The 17109-nt window shown below is 57.6% G+C and carries 21 protein-coding genes; 10 read left to right on the forward strand and 11 right to left on the reverse strand.

Annotation, left to right across the window (positions count from 1 at the left end; all coding sequences use genetic code 11):
- Positions 1–33: 33 nt before the first annotated feature.
- Positions 34–1803: a Rieske (2Fe-2S) protein gene (locus B208_RS0118705; RefSeq protein WP_026177948.1), complete on the reverse strand. Its 1770-nt coding sequence runs from the start codon at positions 1801–1803 to the stop codon at positions 34–36.
- 186 nt (positions 1804–1989) lie between these two features.
- Here B208_RS0118705 and B208_RS23980 point away from each other — a divergent pair, with 186 nt between their 5' ends.
- Positions 1990–2973, forward strand: a complete 984-nt coding sequence (locus B208_RS23980) for a hypothetical protein (protein ID WP_139025485.1) — start codon at positions 1990–1992, stop codon at positions 2971–2973.
- Between the two features lie 265 nt (positions 2974–3238).
- Positions 3239–5065 carry a DUF4365 domain-containing protein gene (locus tag B208_RS0118710; RefSeq protein WP_073096686.1) on the forward strand — a complete coding sequence of 609 codons (1827 nt, stop codon included), beginning with the start codon at positions 3239–3241 and terminating at the stop codon, positions 5063–5065.
- A gap of 197 nt (positions 5066–5262) precedes the next feature.
- Here B208_RS0118710 and B208_RS0118715 read toward each other — a convergent pair whose 3' ends face one another.
- A complete protein-coding gene (locus B208_RS0118715) occupies positions 5263–5430 on the reverse strand; it encodes a Rieske (2Fe-2S) protein (RefSeq protein ID WP_007977114.1) in 168 nt (55 codons plus the stop codon).
- A 63-nt stretch (positions 5431–5493) separates the two neighbouring features.
- Complete coding sequence (locus tag B208_RS0118720; protein WP_007977115.1) at positions 5494–6090, reverse strand: AsnC family transcriptional regulator; 597 nt, start codon at positions 6088–6090, stop codon at positions 5494–5496.
- Between the two features lie 275 nt (positions 6091–6365).
- On the opposite strand from B208_RS0118720, the gene B208_RS0118725 reads away from it, so the two are divergent.
- The 3 genes from B208_RS0118725 (at position 6366) to B208_RS0118735 (ending at position 8500) form a co-directional block, all read left to right on the forward strand.
- Positions 6366–6563, forward strand: coding sequence for a heavy-metal-associated domain-containing protein (locus tag B208_RS0118725; RefSeq protein WP_007977116.1), 198 nt, complete (start codon positions 6366–6368; stop codon positions 6561–6563).
- Positions 6564–6638: 75 nt separating this feature from the next.
- Positions 6639–7643 (forward strand): uroporphyrinogen decarboxylase, encoded by a 1005-nt coding sequence (gene hemE / locus B208_RS0118730; RefSeq protein WP_007977117.1) that lies wholly within the window; start codon positions 6639–6641, stop codon positions 7641–7643.
- A 35-nt stretch (positions 7644–7678) separates the two neighbouring features.
- Positions 7679–8500, forward strand: coding sequence for an ABC transporter permease subunit (locus B208_RS0118735; RefSeq protein WP_007977118.1), 822 nt, complete (start codon positions 7679–7681; stop codon positions 8498–8500).
- A gap of 28 nt (positions 8501–8528) precedes the next feature.
- On the opposite strand, the gene hemG is transcribed toward B208_RS0118735, so the two are convergent.
- From hemG to B208_RS0118750, 3 genes are all read right to left on the reverse strand, one after another.
- The gene (gene hemG / locus B208_RS0118740; RefSeq protein WP_007977119.1) at positions 8529–9818 is read right to left on the reverse strand and encodes a protoporphyrinogen oxidase; all 1290 of its coding nucleotides are present in this window, start codon (positions 9816–9818) and stop codon (positions 8529–8531) included.
- A complete protein-coding gene (hemH, locus tag B208_RS0118745; RefSeq protein ID WP_007977120.1) occupies positions 9815–10864 on the reverse strand; it encodes a ferrochelatase in 1050 nt (349 codons plus the stop codon). Before hemH ends, hemG begins: the two co-directional genes overlap by 4 nt.
- Before the next feature lie 157 nt (positions 10865–11021).
- Complete coding sequence (locus B208_RS0118750; protein ID WP_007977121.1) at positions 11022–11333, reverse strand: winged helix-turn-helix transcriptional regulator; 312 nt, start codon at positions 11331–11333, stop codon at positions 11022–11024.
- 154 nt (positions 11334–11487) lie between these two features.
- Between B208_RS0118750 and B208_RS0118755 the strand changes: the two genes are divergently transcribed.
- Both B208_RS0118755 and B208_RS0118760 read left to right on the forward strand, forming a co-directional pair.
- Complete coding sequence (locus B208_RS0118755; protein WP_007977122.1) at positions 11488–11934, forward strand: universal stress protein; 447 nt, start codon at positions 11488–11490, stop codon at positions 11932–11934.
- A 64-nt stretch (positions 11935–11998) separates the two neighbouring features.
- Positions 11999–12361: a DUF7344 domain-containing protein gene (locus tag B208_RS0118760; RefSeq protein ID WP_007977123.1), complete on the forward strand. Its 363-nt coding sequence runs from the start codon at positions 11999–12001 to the stop codon at positions 12359–12361.
- A gap of 22 nt (positions 12362–12383) precedes the next feature.
- On the opposite strand, the gene B208_RS0118765 is transcribed toward B208_RS0118760, so the two are convergent.
- From B208_RS0118765 to B208_RS25060, 3 genes are all read right to left on the reverse strand, one after another.
- Positions 12384–12926, reverse strand: coding sequence for a SprT-like domain-containing protein (locus B208_RS0118765; protein ID WP_007977126.1), 543 nt, complete (start codon positions 12924–12926; stop codon positions 12384–12386).
- A 123-nt stretch (positions 12927–13049) separates the two neighbouring features.
- Positions 13050–13340 carry a hypothetical protein gene (locus B208_RS24510; RefSeq protein ID WP_198292381.1) on the reverse strand — a complete coding sequence of 97 codons (291 nt, stop codon included), beginning with the start codon at positions 13338–13340 and terminating at the stop codon, positions 13050–13052.
- A gap of 116 nt (positions 13341–13456) precedes the next feature.
- Positions 13457–13750 carry a hypothetical protein gene (locus B208_RS25060; RefSeq protein ID WP_007977130.1) on the reverse strand — a complete coding sequence of 98 codons (294 nt, stop codon included), beginning with the start codon at positions 13748–13750 and terminating at the stop codon, positions 13457–13459.
- A 198-nt stretch (positions 13751–13948) separates the two neighbouring features.
- On the opposite strand from B208_RS25060, the gene B208_RS0118780 reads away from it, so the two are divergent.
- From B208_RS0118780 to B208_RS0118790, 3 genes are all read left to right on the forward strand, one after another.
- Positions 13949–14515: a HalX domain-containing protein gene (locus B208_RS0118780; protein WP_007977132.1), complete on the forward strand. Its 567-nt coding sequence runs from the start codon at positions 13949–13951 to the stop codon at positions 14513–14515.
- Positions 14516–14619: 104 nt separating this feature from the next.
- A complete protein-coding gene (locus tag B208_RS0118785; RefSeq protein WP_007977133.1) occupies positions 14620–15429 on the forward strand; it encodes an alpha/beta fold hydrolase in 810 nt (269 codons plus the stop codon).
- 58 nt (positions 15430–15487) lie between these two features.
- Positions 15488–15856: a hypothetical protein gene (locus tag B208_RS0118790; RefSeq protein ID WP_007977135.1), complete on the forward strand. Its 369-nt coding sequence runs from the start codon at positions 15488–15490 to the stop codon at positions 15854–15856.
- Between the two features lie 97 nt (positions 15857–15953).
- On the opposite strand, the gene B208_RS0118795 is transcribed toward B208_RS0118790, so the two are convergent.
- Positions 15954–16439, reverse strand: coding sequence for a GNAT family N-acetyltransferase (locus B208_RS0118795; RefSeq protein WP_026177949.1), 486 nt, complete (start codon positions 16437–16439; stop codon positions 15954–15956).
- A 79-nt stretch (positions 16440–16518) separates the two neighbouring features.
- The gene (locus B208_RS0118800; RefSeq protein ID WP_007977139.1) at positions 16519–17043 is read right to left on the reverse strand and encodes a DUF192 domain-containing protein; all 525 of its coding nucleotides are present in this window, start codon (positions 17041–17043) and stop codon (positions 16519–16521) included.
- Between the last annotated feature and the right edge of the window lie 66 nt (positions 17044–17109).

Here is a 17109-nt window from a genome sequence, read left to right on the forward strand (position 1 = left end):
GACCGTCTCGATTCCGACGACGGGAGACGGCGCTCAGTCCATTTCGTGGATGTTCTCGCCGCGGTTGAGCCGTTCCGCGATTCGGAACGTCTGCTCGCCCGCTCGCCGCGTCGGCGTGTGGGCCGAGAGGTAGCGCGCGGTGGCGATGAGGTGAATCCGCGCCCTTCGTTCGCTCTCTTCGGTTCTTTCGGCCGCGAGCGCGTCGTACTGCCCGAAGGCCACTTCGACGTTCTGTCGGGTGTGGAAGCCGACGTCCTCGCGCACCAACGCCTCCCCGAGTTTTCGCTTCAGTCGGTCCGCGTCGCCTCCGGCGGCGAGGTAGTCCGCGGTCGATTCCCCGGCGAGGTCCACCTCTTCGTCGGCTTCCACCTCGAAGGTCTCCATCAGCTCGTCGAGCGCGGCGTCGGGGTCACGGTCCCCGTCCGGGTCTGGAATCGGCGTCGGCGGCGTGTTGAGGAATCGGTCGAGGTAGACGTTCATCGCGGCATCGAAGACGCCGCGGTACACCTCCGGTGCGTCAGTCCGCCGGGAGAGCCCGTTCACCGCGTTCGCGTAGGTGTACGTGTGATGGACCGTGTTCCAGTCGCGGAACTCGTTCGACGTGCCGAAGTGGGCGACCCGTCGCGCCGCGGCGAACGTCACGACGCGGGTGAGTTCGGTCGCCGTCGCGCCGTTCTCGATGGCGTCCGTCACCGCGTCCACGATGGCGTGCGGGTTCTCGCCGAGGAGCACGTCCACGAAGTCGTCGGGTTCCTCCCACGTCTTGCCCTCGCCCGCTTCGAGCAGGTCCGGCAGTTCCTCGGCGGCGTCGAAACACAGTTGCGCCACGTCGATGGGCTGTCGCCACGAGGAGTTCTCCTCCGCGCGGTTGGCCGACGTCAGTCCGGGGACGAGGCTGGGGAGCACGTCGTCCGCGCGCTCCCACCCGATGTGGTCGAGCGTCTCGAACGCCTTGTTGATGAAGTCCAACCGGTGGCCGGTATCGAGGTACAAGTGGTCCGTCGCGGCGGCGACGAGCATCCCCGCGATGTCGGACTCGTCGAGGTCCGCCGTGATTCCCGCTCGAAGGACGCGCTCCGCGCCGTCCGAGTCCCGAACTTCGATGTTGTCGCGGAACCACTCCGTGAGCCGTTCGGCCGACACGTCGTCCGTCGAAAGCGCCTCCTGCACGAAGAACGGCGGTTCGCCGGAACAGTTGTCCGCCACCTCCGTCAATCCGACGTAGAGCGCCCGGCGGCGGTCCTCCGGGCGGAGCGCGGGAAGGAGGTTCGTCATCACGCCCAGCGTCGTCAGTCCCCGACCCCACCCGGCTTGGCGGTAGTGCGTTCCGAACTCCGTCCCGAGTTCCACCGGGACGGTGGACGGAACCTCCTCGGACTCCAACCCGATGACCGATTTGGCGACGACGAGGCTGATGTTCTCTCGAAGGCCGTGTTCGAGTCGATTCCGCCAATGTTCTTCGGGCGGTTCGTCCCGCGGTGGATTCGGTTGGACGTATACGTCCCCGTCCCGGACCTCGACGGGATAGGTCCGCACGTCGTCGGCGAACGGGTCGAACGTGTCCCCGCAGGACAGTTCGAACCGCGCGTGGTGCCAGTGACAGGTGAGGATGCCGTCGTCGACCGACCCCTTCGTGAGCGGGAACCCCATGTGCGGGCAACGCGGTTCACAACAGTTAATTTTTGATTCATGGTAGAAAAATAATAGTGATTTATCATCAATTGAAATAACTTTTCTCCCTGCTTCTTTTAATTCTTCAAGATCTATCGCTTTTTGGAAGTTATGATCTGTTTCCGAACTCATGGTGAGACACTATACCATGAAGCGTAGTAAAGTCTCGCTGAAAATTGTTATTGTATGATGGTTGATGGTTGTTCCTCGATATGGCATTGACGAAATATTTATAAATTATCATAATATAGAACCAAGAGGTGACTAACCGTCAATAAGAATATCAATTTTGAAGCAGTTCGGGAGCAATTCGTTGAGTTGGCAGACCGGATTGAGCAGGATTCCCAGATCGTCCCAGAGGTACTTTCATCTCCAGAAATTGCCGGTCAACTCGGTTTTTCCTCCACCTTCATTGATGTCGAACAACGGGATGCCGTAAGAGAGGGTACGTCTGATTTTGCGCGGAAAATGAAATCTGAGGCCATGAATGCGGAAGATTATCCTGAATTGATGTCCTCTCTTATTGACCTTGCGAGCGACTTTGGGTTTGATGAAGAGCTAAAAGAAAATGCCGAAGTAAACCAACAACATCCACATTTGGGACTTATTCTATTACACGCCTGTTGTACCTCCCTGCAGGATCTTGATGAATTATCTCAACTTGACAACTACGAACCTGCCTCTAAATTCATTGATAAATTGGACAATCAAGATTTCCTAAGTAACGCAAGTTCCATTATACTGTTCTACCTTGCTAGCGACAGAGAATTTCTTTTGAGATATGGAAGGGCGATTAATCAAGATATTCCAAGAGCAGTAGCTGAGCTACGTGCTATTAGTAATTCTGAAAGTATATCTGACCCTGATCATTTGGTTGATGTGTTTCGCCCGTGGGGTTCACTTTGTGAAACATCAATTGCCCCACTAACAGTAGTCCTCGGTCTACTTGAAAACAAAGTCGTTGATTTCGAGAAGCCAAAGGATATGTCGTTTCGAGATTCTGTTGATCAAGTTCGTAGCTTCCCAACGCTTGAACCACTTGGAAAACGACTTGATATAGACCTTAGAAACTCACTATCTCACGGTGGGCCTGACGGTGGCTATTCTCCAAATCCAATAACGAATCAAATTCAATTTTGGTTCAAGAAAAACGGAAAAGTACAAACAAGGAGTATGAATTTTGCTGAGTTTGAGGAATGTGTGGTTGAGACGCTTTCAGCAGTAGTTGCACTTTCGTTGTTACCTTTGTATATCATCTCAACCCATGCCTGCATCGAAGTTTCTGATTTTCAGGATTGTTAACAATAAAATTGGTGAAAACATCGTCAGGTGAGTGAACACTTCCACCGACAAAGACTGGGTCGTATCGCCTGTATCTCTCTCGTTAGTTGTTGAATCAGAGAGCAAGTAGTTCATCCGGCATTGGTGAAATAATAAGAAACTAATAGGAATTGGTGCTGAAAACACTCTCTGTATTCAGCAGACTCAATTCAGTTGTTTAGAGTAAAGGCTTTGAATCAGCCATACATAGGATTAATGACCATCCGCTTCAATCCAAATAATATCAATGGTCGATCAAGACGACGGTGAAATCTCTCCTGCTCCCTACCCGGATTCGGATACGGATGAACAAGCTACGATAGAGATCTTAGAGCGGCTATTTCCAGATGAAATAAAATCGCATATCGACTCACGAGATAAAGTTCCCAATCATGATGGTCATCTTGAAATCGTTGATTCGAATGGAAGCCCTGTGGGCCGGATTATTGTCCAAATTAAGAAATTACCCGATGAGAAGCGTGACCCACCACGAAAACAGCTAAAGACAAACCATCTTGCTTACTGTCGTACAGTTTCTGATCCATTTGTACTAATCGTCGTTGATGTTGACAACGATATAGGATACTGGAAACACATAACACCAGAGTGGTTTAAGGAGAAAAATCTGGATTCACAAAAATCCAAAACAGTCCGTTTTGATGAGGAGAACCTGATTGCAGAAGAGAGTGATTATAAGATCGACTGGATGAATATAATTGAGGACACAAAAAAGAGAATTGAAAACTACGAAGAATACGAAGATCTAAAAGATAGAGCCAATCCAGCAATCGGAGAAACGAAAGATAGGTTTAGAAATATACATTTATTCATAGACAAATTCAATCACCTTTTAAATACAGACTTCCAGGTTATCAAAGAAAAGCAATACCCCAGTGTTTGGAAATTTGGCTTCGGGAGTATTGACTATGGGGAGGAGAGCTTGCACTATACTCTGTATCCGATTCAGAATAATGAAAACGATGCACAAATCCGAGATCTTGACTCGGATTGGGAAGAAATCCGCAAGTTGGGTGCTTCACGACGGAGTGGAGTCGCCGGTAATCCAATCGAAAGAGATCCAGAGCGGTTTGCCTACAACGCTATAAGAAAAGAAGCAGAAAAGCAGATTAAGGATAGGAATCTCAGCTACTCGAACAGCACGTTTCTTGCAAAAGAATATGTCTATCCGTTTGCTCACAAATATGCTCCATTACTGGGACTAAATCGAAGTTCAGAATATCAAGTGAATAATATTAGGGATGGATATTATCGTCACCTACAATTTTGGCTTACAGAGGAAATAAGCGATATTCTTCGCGAACACAGCATTGGTGAAGTAGGTGTTCATTTAGAAGGATACTTAGATCGGAAAGAAGATCCCCGATTTGCAACAATCCACGAATCTGCAGAGAAACAGACGCAGGAAGCTTCCACTGATCCCCCGAAACATCGAATCCATGGCTCAGATTTTGACCAAGAGATCCTAGAAAGGATGATTGATGTACTTGTAGAAAGTCCAATGACCACGTTAACAAAACCCTATGTGGAAAAAGATAGGGCAAGAGATGAGGTTGGGTCAGTAGACACCATCTGGGACTTATATTCGGATGACGCGATCATTGAAAACGCAAAAAGTTATTATACTAACTACCCATATGAATATCAAAATTTACTGAGGCAAAATTTCGATTCTTTGGAATCAGAATTTTCGTATCCCACTACTGAATTTCTCCTCGTAATCATTGATATCGAAAACATTCGAGCGGGCATGGGTGGTGGTTGGTGTATACACCAATTTTGGCTCGAAAGTAATGAGGATGAGTTAAGAGTGGAATTCCATCGAACTACCGACCCAGAGATTCCAGAAGAGATTGAAATGCGTATGGATATGCTTGAATATGGGGGACAAGATTATCCAATAATTGCACAATCATCTTCAGGTGATCATAAACTAATGGAGATAGCACGAGATAATAAACCTGTTTTCGAGGATGTCCATAAGGCACTCGACCGCGATCTTGAAGCTTATTTGCGTGAAAGAGAGGCGAACATTATTCCCGGAGCTATGAGGTGATCATCTCTGGCTGTTTAACCGACATTTTCCAATGATGTCAAATTTATGGGTGATGTGAATTGTGGGGTTAGTATCACAGATAAACGCAGTGAATTATCTCATATCTCAACATTTTGACTTAAATGGCTATTTTAATGATTCAGGCTATATAGAGTACATCCATGGGTTTTAACCAATTTGTTTTACAGAGAATAATATCATGGATACCTAGAACCCATATGCGGGCACCGGTTATCGACGGCGTGAACCTCTCCTTCGTGGAAAAAGAGTCCGATGGAGTGGCCGTCCGCCTGGACGATTTGCGGGTTATCTTCCCGGAGGTCGTCCGCGTCGGCGACCCGGACGAACGATTGTTCGGTTGCCATGTCTCGTCGTTTGGTACATGGCACCAAAACCCTTCCCTGAAACGGATTTATGTAACTCCCGTGTCAGTCGGCGGCACCTTCCTGTAGTCGTTCGTATCGCTCGGCGAACTGCCCTTTGCACGACGAACAACAGAAGTGGTACAATTCGCCGTCGATGCGCGTCGATTCCCCCTCGTTCGTGACGGTGTTGCCACACTCGACGCAATCCGGGGCGAACTCGATGGTTCCCGGTTGCGGGTTCCACTCCTCGTCAACGAGCAACTGGACGTCGTAATCGCGTACGGCGTCCTCCTCGATGGCGTCGGAGAGCAGCGCCTCGACCGCGTGTTCGTGTAAGTTCGCCTTGCAGACGATGTGCGCGTCGGCGGTGACGAAGACGTGTTCCACGCCGTCGAACGAACCGAGCGAGCCCTTGATGGCGTCCACGTGTCCCGGTTTGGCGTTGACCGTGACGAGCAACGAGAGGCCGTCGATGAGAATTCCTTGGTCCAAATCCGCGGTGAACCGGCGGATGATACCGATTTCTCGTAACCGTTCCACGCGGTCGGAGACCGTCGGCGGCGAGAGGCCGACCGTTTCCGCGATTTCGTTGTAGGGGCGGCGTGCGTCCTCTACAAGCAACCGGATTATCTCCCGGTCAGTGTCGTCGAGTTGTCGCATTACAGCTCAGTTAGCGTTATAGAATAAAAACAGTTTTCGTTATCTCGCTTCTCTGCCGCTGACTTCCTGTGTATATTCGGTGAAATACAAAATTCCGCTTGTTTAAAAAACGAATTATCCTCGAACTCCTCTCTCCCTTCGACGACTTCCGCTTCCGCGCCACGTCACCCTCACGAGTCCTCTTTTCACGCCTCCTTTCCCCCGTTCGGATTCGACGGAACGGCTTTGGATATTTTTCCGAAATCGCAAAAAGCAACGGGTGAGTAACCGTGAGTATGGTTCGAACCATCGATGTGGACGGAATGAGTTGCGGTGGCTGTGAGCAGAACGTCGTCGAAGCGCTCGAAGACGTTTCGGGCGTCTCGGACGCTAGCGCGGACCACGAGGCGGGAACGGCGACCGTCGAAGGCGACGCGAACGACGCCGATATCGTCGCCGCCGTCGAGGACGCCGGGTACGACGCCTCGGCCTGAAACGCTCTCGCTTTTTCCGCCGCTCGAAATAGGACGAGTCGAAACGCTTAGACGCTATCCGGCCAATCTCGGCACATGAGCGACCTGTTGGTTCGGGCGGCACGCGGCGAACGGACCGAACGCCCACCGGTTTGGTTGATGCGACAGGCCGGACGATACATCCCTGAGTACCGCGACATCCGAGAACAGTACACGTTCAAGGAGGCCATCAAGAATCCCGAGGTGGCCGAGCGGATAACCCTGCTCCCGTGGGAGCTGTTCGAACCGGACGGTCTCGTCATGTTCTCGGACATCCTCACCGTCCTCGAACCGCTCGGCTTCGACTACCGCATCGAGAGCGGCGTCGGCCCCGTCGTCTCCAATCCCGTCACCGACCCGGGCGACGTGCCCACCGAGTTCGCCGACGTCGCCACGGAAATCGACTACGTGGGCGACCTATTGGCCCGATTGCAGTCGAGTATCGGCGACGAGACGAGCATCATCGGCTTCTCCGGCGGCCCGTACACCCTCGCCTCGTACGTCGTCGGCGACGAACCCACGTCCAGAAAACCGATTCGGCGGTTCCGAACCAATCATCCCGAGGCGTTCCGCGACCTCCTCTCGATGTTCACCGACGTGGTGGAGGAGTACGTTCGGTATCAAGTCGAGCAGGGCGCGGACGTGGTGCAGGTGTTCGACACGTGGGCGGGCGTGTTGACGCCGGACGACTACCGGGAGTTCGTCCTGCCGCTCCACCAGCGCATCTTCGACGCCATCGACGTCCCCTCCATCGTCTTCGCGCGCCACCCCGGCGGCAAACTCGACCTGCTCGCCGAATCGGGCGCGGATGTCGTCGGCCTCGACTGGACGGTGGACATGGCCGACGCCCGCGAGCAGTTGGGCGACACGCCGGTGCAGGGCAACCTCGACCCCTCCTACCTGCTCGGGAGTCCCGAGTTCGTCAAGGAGAAGACCCACGAAGTCATCGAGAAGGCGGGCGATTCCGGCCACATCCTCAATCTCGGCCACGGCATCGACCGAACGACGCCCGTCGAGAACGCGACGGCGTTCGTGGACGCGGCGAAGGAAATCGAACGATAGGCATCTTTATAGCAAAATAGCGTCAGTTCGGATTTATGTCCCTCCGATTGGTCGCCCGAAAGGATTTTTTCGATTTTGCTCGGAAGAAGTCGTTCTGGGCCGTTTCGGTCGTCCTCTCCCTGCTCGTTGTCCTGTGGTCGTATTTCTATACGATCCACTCCTACAGCACTGGCAGTGCGGTTGATGTGGTGGAATACGTCTACTCCGCGGCACAGGTGCTCGTTCCGCTCATCGGACTGTTCGTCGGGTACAGCGCGGTCGCCGGTGAACGCGAGTCGGGGTCGCTAAAACTGCTGCTCGGCTTGCCACACTCTCGACGGGACGTGTTCGGCGGTAAGTTCCTCTCCCGCTGCGGTGTCGCTCTCGTCCCATCGTTGGCGAGTTTCCTCCTCGCCATCGTCTTCATCGTCTCGCAGTTCGACCGCTTTTCGATCGGACCGTACGCGCTGTTCACGGCTGCGACGGTCCTCCTCGGTGTCGTGTACGTTGCAATCGGCGTCGGACTGTCGGGACTGGCGAAATCGAACCGCCGCGCCGGAATCCTCGCGGTCGGCGCGTTCGCCCTCTTCCAGTTGTTCTGGGGTGTGCTGGTCAATATCGTCGCGTACTTCAAAACGGGTTCTTCGACGATGACCTACCCGATTCCGGCGTGGACCTACCTCGTGCAATGGCTGAGTCCGTCCGGCGCGTACGAGGGATTGCTTCATCTGTCCTTGCTTCCGCCCCTTCGAATCGCCTCGGGCGGCCAACCCCCGGCGTATCTTTCCCCGTGGCTGTTCCTCGCCGTCTTGCTCTTCTGGGGGACCGTCCCGCTCGCGGTCGGTTACTGGCGGTTCGAAAGCGCCGAAATCCAGTAATTACTCCGCGAACCGCACCACCAGCGAACTACTCCGCGAATCGCTCCGCCAGTGCTTTTGCCTCCCGAATTCGACTCGGGACGCCCATCCGCGCGGTGTAGTTCGTGGCGAGGTGGATGCCGTCCGGGGTCTCGAACTCCTCCAGCGCGTCCCACGACGCGTCGTAGGCGGGGAATCCTCGGTCGAGTTTGTTGACGCTCAACACCTCGGCCCCGGTTCCCATCACCTCGGCGAACTCCGTCGCGCCGATGTCGCCGAGCGTTTCGTCGCTTTCTTCGAGCAGTTCGGGCTTTTTCATCCCGCCGAGGAAGACGGTGTAGACCCCTCCTGCCTCGTCCGCGCCGTCGTCCGACCGTCCGGTCCGGCCGAACATGCTCGCGTTCCACGAGACGCCGAGCGTGTCGAGGTCCTCGTCGTGGCGGACCTGATAGCCGAAGCCGTCCCGGTCGGAATCGGCGCGGAGGTGGACGAACGCGAGCGGGTTGTAGTTCAGCCGCCGGAGCGCGTCCGCGCTCTCGGTGAGCGGGGCCAGCAGGTCGGCGCTCACTTCGGCGGGCGTCGTGACAACCACGTCATCGACCTCGAACGATTCGTCGTCCGTTTCGAGGACGTATCCCGCACCGTCCTCCCGAATTCCGGTGACAGGGGTTTCCAGATGCACGTTCTCGCGGTGGGCCTCGTACAGGGCCGTCGGAAGCTGTTGGACGCCCTCCTCGAAGGACATGGCGGGAGCCGAACTGCCGCCCGCCATGGCGCGTTTCAGGACGGGGGTCAGCAGGTCGCCGTACTTCTCCTCCATCCGCAACACGCCGGAGAGCGAGTGTTTGACCGGCATTCGCTCGGGAAGCGAGCCGTACGTCCCGCCGAACAGCGGGCCGATGAGATTCTCGTACGCCTCCTCGCCGAACTTCCGGGTGAACATCTCCGCGGCGGTCTCCTCGGGGTCCGCGGGGGCGGTCTGGGGTTCTTTCAGCACGTCGAGTTTGCCGCGCCACGAGAGCAGGTCGGTGTGGCCGAACTCCTCGATGGTGAACGGTGCGCGCCGGAGGTCGCCGTCCGCGTAGACGAACAATTTCGTGTCCCCGGCTTCGATGACCTCGCCGTCCAGCCCGAGGTCGGTGACGAGTTCGTCCACCGGTCCCGTCCGTCGGAGTCGCTGTGGGCCCCACTCCAGCAGGTAGCCATCGACGCGCCCGCTCCGAATCACGCCGCCGGGTTGGTCGTCGGCTTCGAGGACGACGTACTCGGTTTCCGTCCCGTCGAGGTGGTGGGCGAGCGCCAGCCCCGTGATGCCCGCGCCGATGATTCCGACCGTCATCGGCTGAACGGGGCGTTGAGGCACATCGTGCCGGGCGTGTCCTTACACTGGCACTGGCGGAACTGGTAGTAGGAAGGGTCGAAGTCGGCGACGAACGGCTCCACGAGGTCGGCGAGGACGCCCGCGAATCGCTCGTCGTCGTGCGGGACGGGAACCCGGTAGAAGTCGAGTCCGACTTCCTCGGTCTCCTCGCGGAGTTCGTCGTCCAACTCCGAGAGCGTCTCGCTCTGTTCGTGCATGAAGCTGATTGGTTCGACGACGACGCGCTCGGCGTCGATGTCGGCGATGACGTCCTCGACTTCCGGTTCCGTCCACGGTATCTTCCGATTGCCGTGGTTCTGGAAGCCGAGCGAGTACGACTCGACGTCGAGTTCGCTCGCCATCACGTCACAGAACTCCTCGACGTAGACGTCGTAGCGACTCCCTTCGTCCAGATAGTGGCTCGGCGTCCCGTGCGCCGAAAAGAGCAGTTCGGTGTCGTCGTCGGTCAGGCCGAGACCCTCTTCGTCGGCGAACGCTCGGATGTTCTCCGCGCGAATTCGGTTGTACGTCGGGTGTTTGTGCCAGCCGGTAATTTCGTGGACCGGGACGTCCCAGTCGCGTTCGTCCACCGCGTCCGTGAGTTCTTCGAGGGACGCGACGGTGGTCGAGGCACCGCACAGCGGGTAGACGGGTAGGCCGATGAGTTCGTCCACGCCGTCTTCGTGGGCCTCTTCCACGGCGTCGGCGATGAATGGTTCCGTGAATTGGAAGCCCGTGTAGGTCATCGCGTCGAACCCCCGTGCGTCGAGTTCGGCTTCCAGCGCGTCGGCTTGCGCTTTCGCTTGCGGGTCGAGCGGCGACCCGCCGATCTCCTCGTACTCTTCGATGAGACCGGGCGCGCGTCGTTCGGCCAGTTGCCGGGAGCGCTGTCGCGCTTCCGCTTCGGTGGTGTCACCTTCGAGGTCGGCGTTATTCATGAAAATGCGCTCGAGATAATCGAGGACGCTCTCTCGCGTCGGTTCGTCCGGCTCTCCGAAGTTGAGTACCACGACGCCAGTCGTCATAGTCGAATGTCGGGACGGACGCGCCGAATAGTTGTCGTTTGCGGGACGAACCGGAAGGCGTTCGATGAACCCCGATGCGTCTCGACGTTCGAAATCGTACAGTGCGGGCGCGCTTTTTCCCGCCGATACGAGGACGCGTTTCAGCGGGAAGACGTTCTCAGAGCCACTCGTCGGCCCACAGTTCGAGTTCCTCGAAGATGGGACAGAGCGAGCGACCCTTCTCGTTCAGGCTGTAGTACGTCGCTATCGGCGCGTCCTCCTCGGTACGGCGACTGACGAATCCCATCTCACCGAGGTCGTCCAGCACGCGCGAGAGGGTCCGCGAACTCGCCCCCGTGGAGCGCTTGAGTTCGTTGAATCGCTTCTCGCCATCGTGTAAATCGTGGAGGACGACCAACCGCCACTGCGACCCTATCTGCTCGATGGATTTGACGACTGGACAGACGTTCTTCTCGACGGACTCGGACATTCGTGTTCTCGTTCCATCCAACTCCGCGGAGGCATAAATCGGTTCGTATTCTAACCACGTAACGAAATGATACCGCTTGTCCCTCGCGCGAGCGGGGAAACTCGGCGCGAACGAAAGCTAATTTATTTATCCTTCGACTCTGGCAATATCTGGTGTGAAACGAGCACTCGCGGTCGTCGAGGCATCTGAATCGGCAAAAGAATTAGTTCGGGAAGCGGGCGAATTGGCAGCGGGCGTCGGGGCGGAACTCGTCTTGCTCCACGTCACGACCAACGAGGAGTACGAGGAGACGCGCACGTCGTTGGAAGGTATTCCGAATCTCGAAACGTCCTACACCGCCGGGCAGGCGCTCGAAGGTGCCCGACAGTTCGCCCAAGACATCGGGCGCGAAGTCCTCGACGGTATCGACGTCGAATACGAGGCCATCGGGCGCATCGGCGACGAGCGCGACCAGATTCTCGACGCCGCCACCGAACTCGACTGCGACCACGTGTTCCTCGCGGGCCGAAAGCGCTCTCCCACCGGGAAAGCCCTGTTCGGCGACCGAACGCAGTCGGTCATCCTCGATTTCGACGGCGCGGTCACTGTCGTAACAGAATAGTTACCTGTCTTCATTTCTTCACAATCGCAACTGGTAAGTTGATGCTTCGATGACGGTCGTACGTATGTTCGGACGATTGTTCGGCCGTCAGCCCGTCTCTTCGCCGATACACTTGTCCCGAGACGAACTGTTCAACTTGTGTCGCGTCGAGCGCCGCCGTCACGCGATTACCATTATGGCAGACGTCGAGGACGTGATTCCGATGCGAACGCTCGTCGACGAGGTGACGTCCCGGGAGTTCGGTCCCGACTGGACCACGAACCAACGGACCACCGTCTACACGACGTTCTATCAGCAACACGTCTCCATCCTGGACGACGCCGACGTTCTCTCCGCCCCTGACGGCCCCAGCGGGTCCCTCTATCCGGAAGCCAACGCGGAACCCCTCGCCGAACTGCTCTCGTTTATCGAGACGATTTCCGACTGAGCGACCGTCTTTACCGCCCGTTTCACCAATCGTTCCCCAACTTTCTCCGCGCGACCAGATACCCGGCGTGCGTTCGCCAGCGCCGTCCGCTTTCGACGTGCTCGACTCGATAGCGCGCGCCGCAGTTCCCACACCGCCGCCGCTCGGGTCGTTTAACTGCCTTCGACGCGCGGAAGCGACGCGCGTCCCAGTCACAGGACGAACAGACGAGTCGAAGTCGCGCGTCCGCGAACGACCGACAGTGGCGCGGCGCGTCGAGTTCCCTCGCTTTCTCGGCGAATCGCGGGCCGTGACCCGATTCGCCGAACCGCTGAAACTCCCACGCGTGAACCAGTTCGTGTCGAATCGTTCCCGTGAACTCGTCCCATCCGAACGAGCGATAGGCGTCCCACGTCAAGCGAATCGTCACCCGTGCCGCCCGCCGGTCGTACAGACAGGCACCCGCACGGCGCACCGCCCGGTCCGAGCACTCCCACTCTACGGCGTCGAGGTCAACCGCTATCGGAACCGTCTCCGCGTAGCGTTCGGCCGCGGAAAGCAGTTCCTCGCGGGTCTCCGGTTCCATCGACGGGCGATTCGAATCGGCGAACTATAGAACTCCCGTCTCCGCGGCGGCTCTCCCCCTGATCCGACCGTTCCCCTGTCCCGACTATCTTCCGTTCGCCGCATCTCCGATTCTACCGTCCCCTCATATCCGCTCCAACTGACCGTTCTTGCAGTACGGACAGTGAGCACCGGGTCCCGGACGCGTGCAGACACGGCCGCACATGGTACACGCCCTGACGACGCGTTCCCGTCGGTTACGCTCGGCTTCGAGGACTTCGACCCGCTCCTCGGCTTCCGCGAGGCGGCGACGGAGCGACTCTATTTCGGCGCGTAGCTGATCGAACAGCTCGCGCTCCGTTATTCCTCGTCGAGAGTCCGCCGGGTCGATTCGTGGCCGCCGCGGACGCCACCGACCGTGCTTGTCTCTCGTCATACCTTCCGTCGAAGAAACGTGACGGACATGTATGAATGGGTCGGCGGTCTCGTGATTCCTTGCGATATACCGCACATGCGATAGAAACCGACCCGTCGAATGAAACGCGGAGTCGGCTACTCCGTCTCGTCGTCCGGGCGTTCGACTTCGAGCGGCGCGTAGAGCCGCTTTCGCGCGTCGGGAAGATAGAGTCGTTCCTCGACGAGATTTTCGTCTTTCAGTTTCATCAATGCGTCTCGCGTCGTGCGGGCCGGTAGCAGGGCGTCGGTGCGCACCTGCTGCTGGGTCATCGGTGCATCCTCCGTGAGAACCCGGTAGACGAGTTTTGCACTGGGTGGCAGTTCGATAAGTCGCTCGAATCGTTCTTGGGGGGTTGTGTTACTGCCGGAGTGTCCGGCAAAAACGACCACTGGTTTTCGACATACCAGTTTCTCATTGGATGTCATCTGTGTTATTTATTTCGGTACTGTCGAACTGATAGAAGAACCGAGTGTGGACCTGTCTTTCGCCATTCACGGATTTCGTAACCACAAGATATAAAGATGCTTTAGCGAATGGTTCAGTAACAAACCGCGGTCGATGGATAAACGGGACCTCTGGAACCAATTATGGCTGTTGACGAACCAACGATTCTCGTCGTCGATGACGAGGCAGACGTTACGGACTTGTATGCGACGTGGTTAGAAGATTCCTACGACGTCCGACGCGCATACGAGGGCCGTGAAGCGCTGGACATGCTCGACGATGAGGTCGATGTCGTTCTCCTCGACCGTCGGATGCCCGGCCTCTCCGGGGACGAAGTGCTCGCGGAACTTCGAAGTCGCGACCTCCACTCCCGTGTGGTGATGGTGACAGCCGTCAAGCCCGACTTCGACATCATCGACATGGGATTCGACGACTACCTCGTCAAACCGGTTTCGAAAGACGACCTCTATACGACCGTGAGCGGGATGTTGTCGCGGGTCGAATACGACTCCCAGATGCAGGAATATTTCTCGCTCGCCTCCAAACTCGCCGTTCTCGAAACCGAAAAGGACGAAGCGAATCTGCGCGACAACGAGCGGTATCAGGAACTCAAGCGGGACGTCGAACGCCTCCGCGAGGTCGCCGACGACTCGCGCGAGAACTTACAGAACCACGACGATTTCGTCGGCGCGTTTCAGGACCTCGACTGACACCATTTCGACCACCGTTACCTCGCTTGATTTCCCCCGATTCCGCCGACCCCGCTCTCGCTCCCCTCCGACGTGTTTTTTACGCTCGCTACGGCCGTCTCAGTATGAACCTTCCCGACGGCTGGACGACGAACACCGCCCGCGTGAACGGCGTCGAGCTACGGTACTACCGCACCGGCGACGGGCCGACGCTGGTTCTGGCACACGGCTTTTACAGCAACGGTCGCTGCTGGGAGCGGTTGGCCGCGGACCTCGCCGACGAGTACGAACTCGTGATGTACGATGCCCGCGGGCACGGGCGGTCGGACGCACCGGAGTCGGGGTACGGCATCGAGGACCGAGTCGCCGACCTCGTGGGACTCGTGGGGGCGCTCTCGCTCGACGACCCGATTCTGGTGGGCCACTCGATGGGCGGTTCGACGGCGGCGTGGACGGCCGCGACCCATCCCGACCTCCCGCGTGCCGTCGTCCTCGAAGACCCTGCTGGCGTGCACGGCCCTCCCGATACCGGACCCGACGAGCGGGCGCGGATGGTCCGCGAAAACGTCCGCGAGTGGTCGAACCGGTCGCTCGAAGCACTCGTGGCCGACCACGACGACCGAGAACCGGCGCTGGCCCGACGCCTCGCGGTGGCGAACGCCGAGTGTCGCCCGGAAATCGCGGAGATAACCCGCGAGGGGTATCCCCCGCTGGCGGACGCGTTCCCCGATATCGAGTGTCCGACGCTCGTCCTGAAAGCCGATGCCGACCCGGCGACGCGGGCGGCCGACCTCGACCTCGCCGACGAACTGACGGACGGACGACTGGTTCACGTTCCCGACGCCGGACACTGCGTGCTCCGTGACGAGTACGAGGCCGCATACGCGGAACTGCGGACGTTTCTCCGTCGGCTGTCGTTCGACGCCGATTACTGACGGATTTTCGACCTCCCTATCCGTAATAGTAAAGCGCTAGAGTTCACAGACTTCGGACATGGGTGACGAGGAGGCGGACGAGATACTGGCCGCGCTCGGATTGGACGAGGAAGCGACCGAATCGCCGGAACGACGGTTCGAACGCCGAGTGGTCGCGGCGATGGTGGACGCGCGGCGCGCCGGTGTGGACTACTGGCGGTTGTTCGAACTCATCGAACGACAGCAGCGGGCGGCGGTTCGAGCGTCGTTTTCAGGGGGCGAGTTCGGCGACGACCACTCGACGGTGGACGAGGAGACGATACAGTACTCGCAAGTGGTTCACGCCACCGCACGCGCGCTCGACGCCGGGGCGTCGGAGCGCCGACTCCTCTTCAACCTCGCCAGCGCTTACCAGTTGTTCGAGGACGACTGGTCGGGAGAGCAGTAACTGTCGGTGTAGCGATAAAGAAAACCTCGTGTACCCCTACCCGAGGTAAGCTGAAATTGACGTGGATACGATAAATGCTTTGTGTTCTTCACTCCGGTTAGAGCGCAACCGTGTACACCGATTCGTCGTACTCTCCGGGACCGATTTCGACGGTCGCTTCGTCCGTTTTCTCGAATCCGAGTCGCTGGTAAAACTCGATTCCCATATCGTTTTGAGAGAGCACCATCGCCCGGATTCGCTTCATGTTGATGTCCCGGAAATCGCCTCGTAATCGCTCGTAGAGTGCGGTTCCGATGCCATCCCCCCAATGGTCCGGATCGACGTACAGTCGGAGCAAGTCACCTTCGTCCTCGTAACAGACCGCATGACAGAACCCGAGAAGTCCGTCCGCTCCCGTTGCCACGAGAAACACGGTTCCGGGTTTCTCGACGGCCGCCGCGAGCGACTCGTCCGAGTACCAGGACGATACCGTCCCGTCGATGGACTCGTCATCGACGAAATTCTCGTATGCTTCCTTCCACGCACGCCGTGCGACGTTCCGGACCGATTCGAAATCCTCCCCGTTCGCTGGTCGTATCTCCATTCGCAGTTCCCCCGGCAGTCCGTTCACCGTGCTCTGTGGTAACGATGCTGAATCACAACCGTCGTTGCAGAACGAAAAGTCAGTTTTCCTCGGTCGTCGGCCGCTCCCCGTCGAACACGAGTTTCGTTCCCGGTTCGATGCCGACTCGCTCCGCGAACCCTTGTCGCATCTCGACGACGTACTTCGCGTCCCCGTCGCTTCGATAGGTTCGTAGTTCGCTGTCGCTCGCGTTCGGCTGCGTGTCCGCGTGAGCGACGTTGAGGACCGTCCCATCTGGCGCGACGAATATCATATCGAGCGGGATGAGGGTATTTTTCATCCAGAACGACTGCACCGATGGGTTCTCGAAGACGAATATCATCCCGTGATTCTTCGGGAGCGACTCCCGGTACATCAGTCCGCGCTCGCGCTCGTCGTAGGAGTTTGCGACTTCGAGTTCGACCGTCGTTCGGTCGCCGTTCGTGACGAACGCCGCGGTGGCGGTTTCCTCTACCTTGGTGGTTCCGGTGGTCGATTGGTTCCCGTCGTCGGTTCCGAACCCGCCTCCGACGCATCCGGCGAGCACGACGAGGCACACGACCGATAGGACCGCACTCACGCGCATGGCTCTCGAAACGCGCGCGACTGACAAAAATACGTGGTGTCGTCGGACCATCTCCGCTGGGGGCTT

The sequence above is a fragment of the Haladaptatus paucihalophilus DX253 genome (assembly GCF_000376445.1).
GTDB classification, from domain to species: domain Archaea; phylum Halobacteriota; class Halobacteria; order Halobacteriales; family Haladaptataceae; genus Haladaptatus; species Haladaptatus paucihalophilus.